Origin of the sequence: Chryseobacterium artocarpi (assembly GCF_001684975.1) — a bacterium.
In the GTDB taxonomy this organism is placed as follows: Bacteria; Bacteroidota; Bacteroidia; order Flavobacteriales; family Weeksellaceae; genus Chryseobacterium; species Chryseobacterium artocarpi.
Window position 1 is genome coordinate 405,969 of sequence record NZ_MAYH01000023.1, and the last position, 15,245, is coordinate 421,213.

14 protein-coding genes are annotated in these 15,245 nt (G+C 33.6%); 5 read left to right on the forward strand and 9 right to left on the reverse strand.

Annotated features, from left to right (window positions below):
• Positions 1 to 59: 59 nt before the first annotated feature.
• Complete coding sequence (locus BBI01_RS09850) at positions 60 to 1,604, forward strand: hypothetical protein (RefSeq protein WP_065394499.1); 1,545 nt, start codon at positions 60 to 62, stop codon at positions 1,602 to 1,604.
• A gap of 140 nt (positions 1,605 to 1,744) precedes the next feature.
• Here the strand turns inward: BBI01_RS09850 and BBI01_RS09855 are convergent, their stop codons facing one another.
• Together BBI01_RS09855 and BBI01_RS09860 are read right to left on the reverse strand one after the other, a co-directional pair.
• The gene (locus BBI01_RS09855) at positions 1,745 to 2,719 is read right to left on the reverse strand and encodes a dipeptidase (protein ID WP_065394500.1); all 975 of its coding nucleotides are present in this window, start codon (positions 2,717 to 2,719) and stop codon (positions 1,745 to 1,747) included.
• A 25-nt stretch (positions 2,720 to 2,744) separates the two neighbouring features.
• Positions 2,745 to 3,929 (reverse strand): DUF4932 domain-containing protein, encoded by a 1,185-nt coding sequence (locus BBI01_RS09860; protein WP_065394501.1) that lies wholly within the window; start codon positions 3,927 to 3,929, stop codon positions 2,745 to 2,747.
• Positions 3,930 to 4,021: 92 nt separating this feature from the next.
• On the opposite strand from BBI01_RS09860, the gene thrS reads away from it, so the two are divergent.
• Positions 4,022 to 5,941: a threonine--tRNA ligase gene (gene thrS / locus BBI01_RS09865; protein ID WP_065394502.1), complete on the forward strand. Its 1,920-nt coding sequence runs from the start codon at positions 4,022 to 4,024 to the stop codon at positions 5,939 to 5,941.
• Between the two features lie 157 nt (positions 5,942 to 6,098).
• The gene (gene infC, locus BBI01_RS09870; protein WP_172625635.1) at positions 6,099 to 6,599 is read left to right on the forward strand and encodes a translation initiation factor IF-3; all 501 of its coding nucleotides are present in this window, start codon (positions 6,099 to 6,101) and stop codon (positions 6,597 to 6,599) included.
• Between the two features lie 297 nt (positions 6,600 to 6,896).
• Here the strand turns inward: infC and BBI01_RS09875 are convergent, their stop codons facing one another.
• Positions 6,897 to 7,460, reverse strand: a complete 564-nt coding sequence (locus BBI01_RS09875) for a hypothetical protein (RefSeq protein ID WP_123862127.1) — start codon at positions 7,458 to 7,460, stop codon at positions 6,897 to 6,899.
• 142 nt (positions 7,461 to 7,602) lie between these two features.
• Here BBI01_RS09875 and BBI01_RS09880 point away from each other — a divergent pair, with 142 nt between their 5' ends.
• A complete protein-coding gene (locus BBI01_RS09880) occupies positions 7,603 to 8,676 on the forward strand; it encodes a resolvase (RefSeq protein ID WP_065394504.1) in 1,074 nt (357 codons plus the stop codon).
• A gap of 148 nt (positions 8,677 to 8,824) precedes the next feature.
• A complete protein-coding gene (locus BBI01_RS09885) occupies positions 8,825 to 9,391 on the forward strand; it encodes a hypothetical protein (protein WP_065394505.1) in 567 nt (188 codons plus the stop codon).
• Between the two features lie 301 nt (positions 9,392 to 9,692).
• Here the strand turns inward: BBI01_RS09885 and BBI01_RS09890 are convergent, their stop codons facing one another.
• The 6 genes from BBI01_RS09890 to BBI01_RS09915 all read right to left on the reverse strand — a co-directional run bounded on the left by BBI01_RS09890 (position 9,693) and on the right by BBI01_RS09915 (position 15,191).
• Positions 9,693 to 10,322 (reverse strand): response regulator, encoded by a 630-nt coding sequence (locus BBI01_RS09890; protein WP_065394506.1) that lies wholly within the window; start codon positions 10,320 to 10,322, stop codon positions 9,693 to 9,695.
• A 2-nt stretch (positions 10,323 to 10,324) separates the two neighbouring features.
• Positions 10,325 to 12,535 (reverse strand): tetratricopeptide repeat-containing sensor histidine kinase, encoded by a 2,211-nt coding sequence (locus BBI01_RS09895; protein WP_228393976.1) that lies wholly within the window; start codon positions 12,533 to 12,535, stop codon positions 10,325 to 10,327.
• A gap of 157 nt (positions 12,536 to 12,692) precedes the next feature.
• The gene (locus tag BBI01_RS09900) at positions 12,693 to 13,148 is read right to left on the reverse strand and encodes a hypothetical protein (RefSeq protein ID WP_065394507.1); all 456 of its coding nucleotides are present in this window, start codon (positions 13,146 to 13,148) and stop codon (positions 12,693 to 12,695) included.
• 31 nt (positions 13,149 to 13,179) lie between these two features.
• Positions 13,180 to 13,986: a DUF4274 domain-containing protein gene (locus tag BBI01_RS09905; RefSeq protein ID WP_065394508.1), complete on the reverse strand. Its 807-nt coding sequence runs from the start codon at positions 13,984 to 13,986 to the stop codon at positions 13,180 to 13,182.
• A 45-nt stretch (positions 13,987 to 14,031) separates the two neighbouring features.
• Entirely contained in the window at positions 14,032 to 14,412 is a 381-nt protein-coding gene (locus tag BBI01_RS09910; RefSeq protein WP_065394509.1) for a hypothetical protein, read from the reverse strand.
• A gap of 5 nt (positions 14,413 to 14,417) precedes the next feature.
• Positions 14,418 to 15,191 (reverse strand): DUF6985 domain-containing protein, encoded by a 774-nt coding sequence (locus BBI01_RS09915; protein WP_083190065.1) that lies wholly within the window; start codon positions 15,189 to 15,191, stop codon positions 14,418 to 14,420.
• Positions 15,192 to 15,245 lie beyond the last annotated feature (54 nt).

The window sequence follows — 15,245 nt, forward strand, 5'->3', positions numbered from 1 at the left end:
AGCTAAAGAATTCATTTTATCACACTGATATTTAATTATTTAAACCTTATAAATTTACAATGGCAGAATTGCAGAAAGATTTTTTGTTTGTATTGGTAAAGTCATTGACCACCTCTGAAAAAAGACAGTTTAAGTTGTATGTAAACCGTCTCGGAATTAATGTAGATGCAAAATTTTTACTTCTCTTTTCCGAAATGGATAAGATGAAGGAATATGATGAAACCGTCATTATTGAAAAGAAAATCTCTACGAAACAGCAACTTTCTAACCTAAAAGCACATCTTTACAAGCAAATTCTTGTAAGTCTCCGCATGAACCCAAGTCATCAGAACTATCGTATACAGCTTAGGGAACAGTTGGATTTTGCCAATATTTTATATCAGAAAGGGCTTTATAAACAGGCATTAAAAATCTTAGATAAAACCAAACAAACCGCTTTGGAACTGGATGAAAAAAGCATTGCTTCTGAGGTTATAGATCTTGAAAAGGTTATTGAATCACAGTTCATTACCCGAAGTATTGAAGGACGTGCTGAAGAACTAATCAGACAATCTCAAGAGTTAAGTAAACAGAACCGATACACTACCAAACTTTCCAACCTTTCATTGAAATTATACAGTGAAATGCTGACACATGGCTATGTGAAAAATAATACCGACCGTGAGGAAGTTATGGAGTTTTTTAATGCACAGATTAAAAATATCAGTTTTGACAAATTGAATTTCACGGAGAAACTTTGGTATTTCAAAGCACATGTCTGGAAAAATCAGTTGTTACAGGATTATAAATATACTTTAAAATACGCCTATCAATGGGTTGATCTCTTTCATAAAAGCCCGGAGATGATTTACAGCCATCCGGTTTGGTATATTAAAGGAAACACTTATTTACTGAAAATTCTTTTCCTGTATGGAAATATTGATATTCTGGAAGAACATTTTGCAGATTTCAATAAGATGGTAAATGCTGAAAACTTCGCTCAGAATGAAAATTTACAGTCACTTATCTTCCTTACCCATTACAATACACTGATGAATATTCACTTTGTGAAGGGTGAGTTTTTTACCGGAACAAAGCTTATTCCTGAGATTGAATTAAAAATGGAAAAACTCAGAGAAAGAATTGACGAACACCACTTTATGATCCTTTATCTTAAAATGGCAGCCATGTTCTTTGGAAGTAAAATGTACAAAAAAGCCATTGAATACTCTATGAGAGTGATTGAATCTAAAGGAAATGTACAGGAAGATCTTTTATTCCATACCCGAATTCTTATTTTGATGTCAAAATATGAGTCAGGAAATGATGAGGATTATGATGAATTCATTGCTTCTACGCTGAAATTTGCCAAAAAGATGAAAAAACCGGAAGATTTTCACTTTGAAAGTATTCAATTTTTTAAGAACCTGAATAATCAAGTTTTGTATCAAAGACAGAAAGCTTTTGAAGCATTTGATAAAAAGTTAGAAGAATTTTCTCACAACGAATATTACAGACGGTCTTTATTTTATATAGATATTCATGGTTGGATTCAGTCTAAAGTGAGGAATGTGGATGTGATTGAAATTATCAAAAAGAAGGTAAAGTATAAAAGGAAAGGTTGATTAGAATTCCTGTAATATTTTGGATATAAAAAAAACTTCAATAAAAGCCTTCCAACAATATAAAAAACAGAAATTTACATAAAGTTATTTAACGCAAAGATTCATAATAAAAATTTGCGTTAAATAATAAATTAAATAAGTTATTTATAAATACTTTCAATAAATCTTAAAGCATTTTCATGGCTGATCTTTTCCATCAATTCAGAAGAGAATCTTGTTTCAATTTCCTGATTAATGGCAGGGTAAACTGATGCGTTCGAATGCTCTTCAAAGAAGAAAGGGTGACGAGAAATGTCCGGATGATCTTTCCAGTAGAAATAATCTGCACCGTAAGCAAGGCTGTCTTCACCTCCAAGATCCAAGCCATATTGAATATGTTCATACAATCTTTTAGGATCTTCAAGATCAACATAGTCTTTGATGAAATTTAGTCCGATTAAGCCTTTTCTGCTGATAACTTCTTTTGCCAGCTCATCAGGAAGATTTCTATTGTTTTTATAGACAGACCTGAAGTTGGAATGACTTGCCAAAATAGGAATAGAATAGTTTCTCTGATCCACATAATTGAAAATATCATGCGCCAATTGATCACTTGTATGCGCCAGGTCGATTGCTATTTTTTTATCCGAGATATAATCAATCAGCACTTTTCCATCATCCTTTAGTCCTGTTGTAGCATTATTCCCGCCTCCGAAACGGTTTTCCAAATGATGGGTAATTCCAATATAAAAAACTTTGTGGGTGTTTTCTATAATGGTTTCCAGCTTTTTAAATCCAGAATCCAGACTTTCATTTTCATCACAGAAAGAAGAAGCATTTTCTATGGAAGCAATGACTCCAACCCGGTTTTTATTCTCAGAAGATTTATAATTTTCAGGATTAAACAGGAAGAAATTTTCGTTTTTTATCAAATCTGAAAACAATTTACTCTGTTCCAAACCGTGAACAGTACTGTTTGCACCCGTTCCTGAGTAAATAGCCATTACCTGCAGCTTTACATTCCCTTCTTGTAAATAAGGTAAAGAGCTGCCTAATTCTTTATCATCAATAGTTGAGTTCGATCTTAATAAATAGTATAATAAATCGCAGTGTAAATCAATGTTTATTGTATTCATAGTGGATGACAATTTATAGCTTTTATTACTTGTTTTGTGCCAACATATTATTGATAGATTCAATATCTGTATTTTCAAAAACTTCTAACAATTGAGGTACAAAACCTCCGAAAGTTTTGTATTTTTTCCTGTTCGAATTATATTCTTTAATCTTTTCTTCCAGCTGCGGAAGGAAAATAAAGTTCTCCTTCAGGTGATAGGCTTCCAGTCTTTTTGCTCTTTCAAAATCTTTTTGAAGCCTTGCAGTCTGAATTTCGCCCAGCCTTACAAGATGTTCAGCCACACAGGTCTGGTAATCTCCATAACCTCCGGTTTTGATCATTGCTTCCTTTAATTCTGAGTTTTCAAACAGATCTTTAAACTTTTTAAGGTTATCTTTATACTTGTACACTTCTTTATTCACAAAGGAATGTCCAAACTCATGAACACTTAAAAATCTAGCCTGAAATTGATTATCATAACCAAACTGTCCTTGCTTCTCAACCTTTACAAAGGGGCTTGCAATCTCATAAATATTCTTTTTTCCTGTTTTTAAAAGAACATCGGCACCTATTCCCCTTCCTTCATTATTGTCAATAGGCCACATCATTATTGGAGAGATAAGAATGGTATATGTATTAAAACTTTCACCATAAAACTGCTCCATTGCGTTGGTAAAACCCGCCGGGATCTGTTTGCTGTATTCATTTATTCCACCAGCATAAAAGTCTTTGTTTTCCTTAAAAAACTGTTCAAGATTCTCCTGTTTGTAGAATTTTGAGAGTTCTGAAAGATAATTTCTAATTAAATCGGTGGCTTCTTTGTTCTGTCCTTTGGTTAAATTATTGTTGTCAAATTGATATTCGTTGATCCAGCCCGTTGCCGGAAATTCTTTATGATACATCAATGGTTTCATCAGAAAATCATTTCCTGAACCGAATTTTTCGATCAAAGCATCATTTAATTTTGCTGTTAAAATAGCAATATCAGAATTTTTCAAATGGTTGTATTTAGCCAAAGCATTTTTTACAATTGGCTGATATACTGAACATTCTTTTATTTTATAAAGTTCAAAGTCTTTATTTGTTTTTCGGTGTTCTGCTGAAAGAATTTCGGCAAGAAAATAGGTTTCTACATTTTTGTTGTAAGTAACGGAAAACTTAGAGGTATTTTTCTGTGAAAAGGCAAATGTAGAAGCCAGTGAAACAAAAACTACGAATATCTTTTTCATCTATAATATTAATTATCATTCTAAATATATGCTAATATAGTATTTTATCTAAAAAATGCGTATTTTTGCATCTTAAAATTTCTTAGTAAACAATGATAAAAATTACACTTCCAGACAATAGTGTCAAAGAATTCGAAGGAGCAGTGACTCCTCTAGATGTGGCAAAATCTATAAGCGAGGGATTGGCTAGAAATACCATTTCCGCAATTGTTAATGACAAACAAGTAGAAACGACCACACCTATAACCACGGATTCTACGGTACAGCTTTTGACCTGGAATGATGACATGGGTAAGAAAGCTTTCTGGCATTCTTCTGCTCACCTTTTGGCGCAGGCAATCCTTGAGTTTTATCCAAATGCTAAGTTGACCATTGGTCCGGCAATTGAAAGCGGATTCTACTATGATGTAGATTTCGGTGATGAAAGCTTATCTGAAAAGGATTTTGAGAAGATTGAGAAGAAAATTCTTGAGAACGCTAAAAAAGGTTCTACTTTCTCTTTATACCCGGTTTCTAAAGAAGATGCTTTAAAAACATATGCAGATAATCCTTACAAAGTAGAATTGATCTCTAATCTTAATGATGGAGAAATCACTTTTGTAACTCATGATAACTTCACAGATTTATGTCGTGGAGGACACATTCCTAACACGGGAATTGTAAAAGCGGTTAAGATTTTAAATGCAGCAGGAGCTTACTGGAGAGGAAACGAAAAAAATCCTCAGCTGACAAGAGTATATGGTATTTCTTTCCCTAAACAGAAAGAGCTTACTGAATACCTTGAAAGATTAGAAGAAGCTAAAAGAAGAGACCACAGAAAACTTGGTAAAGAGCTTGGAATTTTTGCATTCTCTGAAAAAGTAGGTGCAGGTTTACCTTTATGGTTACCAAAAGGAACTGCTTTAAGAAGAAAACTAGAAAATTTCCTTTCTGATGCTCAGAAAAAAGGAGGTTATGAATTTGTAATGTCTCCACACATCGGGGCAAAAGAATTGTATGTAACTTCAGGACACTGGGATAAATATGGGGAAGACAGCTTCCAGCCGATTAAAACTCCAAATGAAGGAGAAGAATTCTTATTGAAGCCAATGAACTGTCCGCACCACTGTGAGATCTACAAGACTTCACAATGGAGCTACAGAGACCTTCCAAAAAGATATGCTGAATTTGGTACGGTATACAGATATGAGCAAAGTGGAGAACTTCACGGATTAACAAGAGTTCGTGGGTTTACTCAGGATGATGCTCACCTTTTCTGTACTCCGGATCAGCTTTCAGAAGAATTCGAAAAAGTAATTGATCTTACGCTTTATGTATTCAAATCTTTAGGGTTTGAAGATTTTGTAACTCAGGTATCATTAAGAGACCCTGAAAATAAGCAGAAGTATATCGGTACTGACGAAAATTGGGAGAAAGCGGAAAGTGCTATCATCAATGCCGCTCAGAAGAAAGGCTTAAAAACAGTTGTAGAATATGGTGAAGCAGCATTCTATGGTCCTAAGCTTGACTTCATGGTGAAAGATGCTTTAGGAAGAAAATGGCAGCTTGGAACTATCCAGGTGGATTACAACTTACCGGAAAGATTTGATCTTCACTATATCGGAAGTGATAATGAGAAGCATAGACCGGTAATGATTCACAGAGCACCTTTCGGTTCTATGGAGCGTTTTATTGCTATTTTATTAGAGAATACGGCAGGTGATTTCCCATTATGGCTGAGTCCTGATCAGTTTATTATTCTACCGATCAGTGAAAAGTATGTAGATTATTCAAAAAAAGTTTCACAATTTTTAGAAAATCACGATATTAGCGGTCAGATTGATGACAGAAACGAGAAGACTGGTAAAAAGATCCGTGATGCTGAATTAAAGAAGATTCCTTTCATGCTTGTAGTAGGAGAAAACGAAGAGAAAGAAGGTACAATTTCTGTAAGAAGACGTGGTGAAGGAGATCTTGGAGTAATGAAAATGGAAGATTTTGTGACTTACTTCAAAAAGGAAGCAGCGATCTAATTAGAATAAGAAAATAAGGTATTGAGAGATTAATATGTCTAATGCTCTCAATCCTTTATATAAAAAATAAGTAGTTAACCAATAAAATTATAATACAATAGCACAAAGATTTAACAACAGGGGCCCACAAAGACGTCCGGTACAAGAGGACTTACACTTGATCAACGATAAAATTCGTGTGAGAGAGCTTCGTTTGGTGGGCGATAACGTAGAGCCAGGAATTTATCCAATTGACAAAGCAAGACAGATTGCTGCGGAACAAGAATTGGATCTAGTAGTAATTTCTGACAAGGCAGAACCTTTCATTGCAAGAATATTAGAATATAAGAAATTCTTATATGAGCAAAAGAAAAAACAAAAGGAACTTAAAGCTAAGCAAGTAAAAGTGGTTGTAAAAGAGATCCGTTTCGGACCTCAGACTGATGATCACGATTATGAATTCAAAAAGAAACATGCTGAGAAATTCCTTGAAGAAGGTTCTAAATTAAAAACCTACGTATTTTTTAAAGGACGTTCGATTATCTTTAAAGACCAGGGAGAAATTTTGCTTTTAAAACTTGCTCAGGAACTAGAGCACGTAGGAAAAGTAGACCAGCTTCCTAAGCTTGAAGGAAAGAGAATGATTATGATGATGAGTCCTAAAAAACCAGCAAAATAATTCAATTATTTAAATATAAAAACCTCAAAATATTTTGAGGTTTTTTTTTGTTTAAGTTTTCACGGAAAAAGTTAAAAGATAATTAAAGTTGATTTAGCATAAAAGTTGGGGAGATTGCAATATTGCAAATATTATTATGTCCTTAGCTTATTTACAGATAAAATGACTATATATTATTTTGTGTTTTTTATATAAGTCAATCATTTTAAATGTAGAAGATCCTCCCCTAACTTTTAAGACTACTCTGTTGTTTTAATTAGTTTTTCATGGTGTCTGCAATAGATTTATAGGACTATTCTACCCTTCAAAATCCCCGCAGTCGTGTTCTGTAAAAAGAGGTAAAGCTTTTTGAGTTGTAAAATACTTCGATACTCTTTTATTTTTTAATTCTAGTTTATTTCCTTCTATACTGAGTTCGTAAACAGGAGCTTTATCTATTTGTTTTAAAATATAAGTTCTTTCCGTAGTTTTTATAGTTGTCTGGCTACCTTCGTTAGTAAATGAAAAATCATTAATTTTAAAAGTATCTTTTTCATCACACACATTCGTCCATACCATGGTATTGTTTGTTATAGATATACTTGCCAAATCACATGAATAACAGTTTCCTGAGAATTCTATTCCATATTTTTCATGTACGTTTGTACTTTTGGGGTTCAATACATCAATAGGAACCAAGGCTAAAAAATCGCCTGGCATCTCGGGCTTGGTGATCTCATTTTTTGCAGAACTCTGTGTAGCCACAGTATCTGCTTTTTTTGCTTCTGTAGAATCTGCCGTATTCACTTTTTTGTCTGTAGCAGGCGAACAGGAAGCCAACATAGTTATTAAAAATGAGCAATTGATTATTATGTTTTTCATCTATATAAAACGGTTTACAATACCTTTAATTTAGCTTTTGTAAAATTCCCTAAAATAGATCATTTATTATATCCCTGTTTTCAGCCATTTTCTATGATTTTATTTGCTGCGTGCCCGATTACCGATACTTTTGCAGAAAAAAATGAAAATCTTATATCCCTTATTTATATCCTCAATGGTAACCATAACAGGATGTAATTCTAAAAATAATACTTCTGAAATAAACAAGTCTGAAACTGAAGTCACAAAAAAAATCATAACTTTTACCGATTTCAAAAAAGTAAAAGGTGTAGATAATGTGCTTAATGTACCTTTTGAATTATTTACCAAACTTGATTCTGTACAGTTCTTTGTATCTCCAAATAAAGATGCACCCCGTCTTAAAGTGGCTTACAATAAACTTGATAACTATTATGGCTTTGAAGAGTTTGATGACTTCTACTCTATTCATTACAGCATCAATAACAATATTTCCAATAGTATTGAGGCGTTTGTTCTAAAATCAGAATTCACTCCGGCATCTGAGCTTACACTGAAAGGAATAGATCTTTATGAGATCCGAAGCAGTAAACTGAAAGGGAATGTAGATTTAAAAAATAAATCATTCAATACATACGGAACAATAACCGAAGTTTCTGAACAGGAATTTAAAACAGCTTCAAAAAACAGAATTGATGAAGTTTTTGTTAAAAATCCTTCTGTAAAACTTAAAGATAATAACTGGATCTTTACTGGGAATGGTAAGGAAACTATCATTACTCAACATGAAAATGTATCTACTGAAGATGGTTTGTTATCAAATGAATATATAGGAAAGTCTCCATCCTTGAATTTGGAGATCTTCAAAGAAAACTCAGCAGAGGTTTTAGATACATATTATACTTTTTATAATGTAAAGTCAACGGCGGATTTTGCACTCTTTACAGGTGGATTTCCTCATATCCTGCCTGGTAAAAACTGGATTTCTTATATTGGTTCCAATGACGATGTAGGAAGTAATTTTGAGATCAGTAAATACCCGGGACAGGGCTCTGGTCAGGAAAGTCTTTTCTATGTAAACTTCACTACCTTCAAAATTGCAGAGGAAACAAAAGCTTTTTGGGCAGATCAGGAAACGTTCTATGCTGAAGTATATCCTGTAAATTCTGCGGCTTCAAAAGGTAAGAAACAAAAGACTGCTTTTATAAAGATTAAATTGAAACCTAATTTGTTTTAGGTAAAAGCCAGAATGATAAATTGTTAAAGGGTAAAAAAGGAGTTATTGTTACTAATCTAAGCTTGGAAAAATAAAAAACCCCTGAAATCAGCCAGTGTTTATGGGGATAAAGTCCAATATCTTTGCAGCAGTTATTTAAAGATCAACCATGAAAAAAATAAGTTTAACCCTTCTCTTTTCTTTACTTGGTATCGTCACTTTTGCACAGTCATTAAAAGTGGTAATCAAACAGGATGGAAAAATAATTGAGCCTGTAAATGATGTTTATGTATTGAAAAAAACACCATTCCAATTTGAATTTACTTCGAATAATCTGGAAGGTTTTTTAATCGGGGCAACGACGGATAAAGATATTTATGCAGCTGCTTTGGGAGTTTACAATGCTGAAGTTCCATGGTTTCAGAATACAGGAATGGCTGAGGAATTATACAACAAGGATAAAGAAATGTTTTTGATGGATCAGGCACCATCGTATTGGTATTATACGGATGCAAAAGATCACAGATTTGATAAAAATCCTAAAGGGAATTTAAAGCAATGGACAGCTACCCGTACTGTTACCCGATTTTATGATGTAATGATTGCACAGCCAATCAATTTAAAGGATTTTAACGGAAATGTTTTTGTTTTGATGTATGAGCCTGTATATAATGATGATTATGATTTAACAGGAAAAAAAGATCTGTTTAAGGCTGCGCTGAGATTCAGAGATTAAATAATTGAACACCTAATTTTAAATTATATAGAAAAGGTCTGCTTTTACGATGTAAGCAGACCTTTTTGCTGGTTATATAAAAATTTTATGGTTTAAATTTATAAATGCTAAGTTTTATTTTTATTGATGCTTTATTTTAGGTAGGCTAAGAATTGAATCGATTGGTATCGATTCTGATGAAGCTTAAATTACTCCCTGCTTCTTTATTTTTAACCACATAGGTTTATAGATTTTAATGCATCTATAAATAAAATTCACAATATCATCTGTGAAATTGGTGTAATGTTTTTACAATCAAATATTATTCGATAATCAAACCATATTCGATTGCCAGCTTAATTGCTGAACTAAGATTAGCGGTTTGAAATTTCTCAATAAGATTTTTTCTGTGACTTTCTACGGTATGAGGGCTGATAAAAAGTTTTTCCGCCATTTGGTTTGTCGTAAGACCTTTTGCGGCTTCTGCTAAAATCTCTTTTTCTCTTCTCGTCAGCTTCGGAACCTGATGTAATCCTTCCGGTGATTTTTTCTCTAAAACAGAAGTAGTTTGTGAACATAAAAACCGATTACCTGTATATACGGTATTAATTCCTTCCAAAATCTCAGAAACCGAAGCATTCTTCTGGATGTATCCCAACGCTCCTTCTGCAAGAGTACTATTGATCACAGGCAGTTCATTGTGAACGCTAAGCATAATAATCTGGAGATTTTCATACTTTTTCTTTAAAGGTTTTATGAGTTCAATACTGTTGATATCTGCCAGATTAATGTCCAGCAATAAAATATCGATACTGTGTTTTGCCAAGCCTTCATTCATTTCTGAAACGCTTTTGAAACAGTCTACCACATCAATGGTATCGCTGCTTCCTAAAATGTTTTTCAGCCCTTCCAGCAAAAGTGGATGGTCATCTGTTATGGCTACTTTTATCATGTTTAATTAATAGGGATTTGAAGTTCTATACTGGTACCAATATTCTGTTCGGATCTGATATTCATCGTTCCTTTTAAAAATTGGACTCTTGATTCTATATTATGAAAACCTGCTGTTTTGCGTTTGTCTAATTGTGTCGGATCAAAGCCTTTCCCGTTGTCTTCTACAGTAAGATTCAATACGTTTTCCTCTTCACTGATCTGAATAATGATTTCGGAAGTATCGGCATGTTTTATCGCGTTATTGACCAATTCCTGAATGATTCTATACATAATCAATTGCTTTTCTTCCGGCATAGAATTGCTGTAATTGATAAATTCAGTATGAATGTCTAATGCACTGCTTGACATACGGGATGCAAACTCCTGAATAGCTGCTTCCAAACCATATTTTATTAATAGATCCGGCATTAAATTATGCGCAACACGTCTAAGTTCTTCCACAGCACCATCAATCTGATTAATAGATTTTGAAATTCCGTCTTCTATATTTCCGTCTTGCTGAGGATTTAAAGAGGATAACTGAAGTTTCGTTCCTGAAAGTAAACCTCCCAATCCATCATGAAGATCACGTGCCAGACGACCACGCTCCTGCTCCTGTCCTTCAAGCAAAGCGGTAAGCGTGGATATCTTAGAGTTCTGCTTTTCTTTTTCTAATGCCAAAGCATGAAGCTCATCTCTTTGTTTCATTGATTTTACACGCTGTTTATAAGCATATAACAATAAGATAATCAAAACAATGAAAATGAAAATAAAAGTAATATAATAAGTATTGATCTTTTCCTTGAAGGTCAATAGCTTTTTATAGCTGTTAATATCATTATTTTTCTGTTGGGTTTCCAGTTTTGCCAAACGAAGCTGCTGTTCTTTTTTCTCTGATTCGAGTTCTGAAAACTTGAGTCTTTCCCGTTGATTTTCTTCAACAAGTTTTAAGTTATTATAAACCTGTTCACGTTGTGCCCTAAGGATATTGATCAGCTTAATCTGTTGTGCTTTTTTATCACTTTCAAGCTGTAGCTTTATGTACTTTTGTTCCTGTCTTTCTTTCTCAAACTGAGATTCCAGTCTTTTGGTTATATCCAGTTTTTCCTGATCATAAATGCTTTTGTATTTATCTACATAGCTTTTGTAATACGTGAGTGCTTCTTTATAATTACCTTGTTCTTCACTGATTTCGGATAGGGATTCAAGGATGGATAATTCAATATTATGATCTCTTACCGGACCTCTCCCGATTTCCATAGAGGCTTTTAAAAAGTAAGATTTTGCCAGTTCATAATTTTTATCCTGTGTTGCAAGTTCTGCAAGAATTCCAAAGGAGGAAGCAATATGAATAGGATCTCCTGTTTCCAGACTTACCTTGTTGGCTATCTGGGCATATTTCATCGCCTTTTCCCGATCAAAGCTAATGTATAAATTGGCAAGATTAATCGCAGCATAAGAAAGGTTACTCTTATTAAGCATCGCATCCTGACTTTTATTGAAAGTAGTGATCGCCAACACATAATATTGTTCTGCCTTATTTCTCCAGTTTATATCTGTGGGATTTTGAATGTATTTTTGTTCATACACATACCCCATTCGCATGTAGGCATCAAAGGTAAGGTTGGGATCATTCTGCTTGGAAGCCAATAGCATGAACTGTTTGCTATATTTTTCTTCTAGCTGATATTCATTCAGGTTGGAGTAAATGGTGGATAATTCTTTAGCTACGTTTCCAAATCTTCCGTACAGTGTAGAAGTTGTGGGTGAATTTTCATAATAATCAATCGCTTTAAGATAAGCTGCAACGGCATCTGTCGTTTTGTTATTTCTTACCAGAATCCATCCCTTTGCATATTCAAAATAGCCTTTAGCTTCATTACTGTTTGTTTTTAAGCTGTATATCTTTGCTTTTTCCAGACTTTTTGAAGATTCGGACTCTTTATTATCCAATCGATAATTCATTGCCTGAACAGCATACAAAATGGTAGCATATTTTCCGTCAGCCTGCTTTGTGGCAGTAGGAATATTGGCTTCCAAAACCTGATAAGATTTTGATTTTAAGTTTTGTAGGAATAATGCTTTCGCATATTTGGGAGCCAGATTTAGCTGCTCTATTGTTTTGTCTGAAGCATTGTTATATTCCTTTTCTAATCTGCTTAAAGCATCTTGTGCCTGAGCAAAAAACGGACAAACACATAAAATGAATATAAATAATAATCTGTATATCAAACCTTTATATCTATTGAATTTTATTACCTTAAAGAACGTAAATATAGGAAAAATACCTCTGATGCGTTGAAGCTGGAAACTGGAAGAAAGAGGCTGGAAGTTAATTTTAATGATCAATTATACGAGTAGTTCTATTCTTATATTTTCCTTCTTGTGTCTATTTATTTCTTACCAATATGAGTTGCTTTCCATCTTTTGCAATATTAAATGACATCTCTTTTACGGGTTTAAAAATTTGTTTAGGCTCATCACAAGTTCCCCAATGGGTAATGCTATCAACCTGCATATCTATCCTATTGCTTTCTGTAAAATAGTATTTTCCATGGACTTCTGTAAAGCAGTCATTTCCACATTCCCAGCTATCATAACTTTTAAATTTCTCAGCATCCAGAAAATCTATAGCATGAAAATTTAAAATAAATGCAGTATCTATCCTCTTAGAAAGGTAATAGTCTTTTTCTCCATCTGGCTTGATCAATCCGCCAGCCTCAATAATCCAATGGGTATTTTTCAGGGTATTCGGGAAATTTGTTTTTTTTCTTTCAGGATCTTTACAACTGAGAACCGTTACCAAAGCGGCACTTAAAAACGAGAAAGCAAACTTACTTTTCATAGTCTTATTTTATTAAAGATAGCTGTATTATTTAGACAGGTTTTCTGAATATTTCAGGTATTTCCCAAGCAATTTTTTTCTTTTTGTAATCTACTTTTTCATCAGACTGAGGGTTGTAGCTTAATATTTCAGGATACCTATTGTTTAGGATATTATTAATAATTTCTTTCAGCTTGTCGTTTGTATCTGTATATAGAGAACATTCGGTATACAATCGCCAGAATGTCAGCACTGCAATTCCTTTATCACATAGCGGATGCTGTAATATCAGATCTGCATGTTCAGGTTCATTTATAAAATAAGCTATATTGAATAACTCTATCGAGGTTTCAGCACGGTTGATATTCTTTTTCCAATCTTCTTCAAACCAATAGTCTATATCATCTTCTTCATAATAAACATAGCTTTCCTCCCCCTTTGTTTTCTGAAAAATCCAATCGGGAATTATTAATTGGCTTTCATACAATGGTTTGGGATCAAATACAATAGTTGTTTTTGGGTAAAAGCCTTTCGGATAATTGACAAGAAGTGTTTTTAAAAGAGTAAAAACCTCGTTTTGAAATGCATTTTTTAAGGTTGAATCTAATTTATACTCCTCAAAATCTTGTGGTTGAGCCAACCAAAATAATTCTAAAGCTGTCGCCTCACTGCAAACCGGACTTTCCGCAATCCATTGTAAAACTTTTACTCCATGATCCCAATTGTGCTGAGTAGCAAGATAATGTAATTCTTCGGAAGTCTTTAATTCTTTAAATTTTGACTCATTCAACTCTCTTTTCGGAATGTTTTCATGGAAATTAGTATTAATAAAATTTTGTTGTTCTGAAGTAAGACTCATATTTGATAAATAGGATTTTTATATTCTGAAATCAGACATGTTTATTTAATGATTTACAATTTCATCATTCCCAAAATCGTTTTCCATCCATCCATGGAATCCCATGCACATTCCATCGCCATCAAGAGTATTGAGTTCTTCAATCACTTCTCCATCTTCATATAAAACAATAGTGGTTTGTAATGCTAAGTGATAGTTTTCATTTTCCAGAGGATCAAAAATTCCGTCCATTTGCATCATCATTCCGTAAATAGTATTGTCAATAGTTTTTAAATGAGCTTCACGGAGGTTTTCGTCAATCTCTGCTGGCAGTCTATCAATGGCATACTTCCTAATGTTTTCGAAAATAATATACCCTGCCCCATGCTGCATCCACAATTCGCGGTCACGTTCATTTGAAGGCGGGTTTGCTAATTCTTTCTTCATATATTCTAATTTAACTGAGCATCATTTTCCGCAGTGTATATATCAAAAGCCAAGGCAGCATCGCCAATCTCAACCACTCGATCTTTATGGATCATAAAACCCAGATCATGTTCATTATCCCATGAACAATTAAAGCTAAAACCGATGTATGGATAATCATCTTTCACCACTGATGTTACATAGAATACCGTTGGTGATAATAAACCGGAAAAACCTTTAATCGTTTTTAGATCAGGCATGAAATCTTTTTTGTAATCTTCCGAATAATCATAAGCCTTCTGTAATTCAGGATAAATCTTTAAAAGTTCTCCCAGCATATTTTGCAATATCCGCTCCTGATTCTCTTGCAGGTATTCAATGCCGTTTTCCTGTAAAGAGGTTGCTTTTTCCGTGATTTCACTATCATCATCTAAAAAACTATAGCAAAGTTCTCCCTCTTCTTCAAAGAATTTTTCCCAGTACTCTAATTGAATATAGAAATCTATTTCAGGTTCGTAATCTTCTGTTTTGGAGTTTAGATCTCTTGGATTTTCAAGATGCTTATTAAAAAACTCATAGCAAAAAGGAGCTCTTTCAAAAATATAGTCAGGATTTTCGGCATACGAAAGATTGAAAAACTCTAAAGCTTTTTCTTCATTTCCACACTCTAAACAACATTGTCCTTTATAATAATTAATGATATAAGGCTCATGTTTTTGAGAAGAGGTATGTTTTTCGTCTTCTGCCAGCCAGCGCATCATATTATCAAAATCTTTTGCCCAAATGTATTCGTTGGTCATCCTTCCAATATAAATATTTGCCTGATGAATATTGTATTTTTCATCATCTGCTTC

Bases quoted from the DNA above. Each gene is read 5' to 3' on its own strand.
- BBI01_RS09885 (WP_065394505.1), top strand. From the start codon at position 8,825: ATGAAAAAAATAAGTTTAACCCTTCTCTTTTCTTTACTTGGTATCGTC.
- BBI01_RS09915 (WP_083190065.1), bottom strand. From the start codon at position 15,191: ATGACCAACGAATACATTTGGGCAAAAGATTTTGATAATATGATGCGC.
- BBI01_RS09855 (WP_065394500.1), bottom strand. From the start codon at position 2,719: ATGAATACAATAAACATTGATTTACACTGCGATTTATTATACTATTTA.
- BBI01_RS09850 (WP_065394499.1), top strand. From the start codon at position 60: ATGGCAGAATTGCAGAAAGATTTTTTGTTTGTATTGGTAAAGTCATTG.
- BBI01_RS09905 (WP_065394508.1), bottom strand. From the start codon at position 13,986: ATGAGTCTTACTTCAGAACAACAAAATTTTATTAATACTAATTTCCAT.
- BBI01_RS09860 (WP_065394501.1), bottom strand. From the start codon at position 3,929: ATGAAAAAGATATTCGTAGTTTTTGTTTCACTGGCTTCTACATTTGCC.
- BBI01_RS09900 (WP_065394507.1), bottom strand. From the start codon at position 13,148: ATGAAAAGTAAGTTTGCTTTCTCGTTTTTAAGTGCCGCTTTGGTAACG.
- BBI01_RS09880 (WP_065394504.1), top strand. From the start codon at position 7,603: ATGAAAATCTTATATCCCTTATTTATATCCTCAATGGTAACCATAACA.
- BBI01_RS09910 (WP_065394509.1), bottom strand. From the start codon at position 14,412: ATGAAGAAAGAATTAGCAAACCCGCCTTCAAATGAACGTGACCGCGAA.
- BBI01_RS09875 (WP_123862127.1), bottom strand. From the start codon at position 7,460: ATGAAAAACATAATAATCAATTGCTCATTTTTAATAACTATGTTGGCT.
- BBI01_RS09890 (WP_065394506.1), bottom strand. From the start codon at position 10,322: ATGATAAAAGTAGCCATAACAGATGACCATCCACTTTTGCTGGAAGGG.
- thrS (WP_065394502.1), top strand. From the start codon at position 4,022: ATGATAAAAATTACACTTCCAGACAATAGTGTCAAAGAATTCGAAGGA.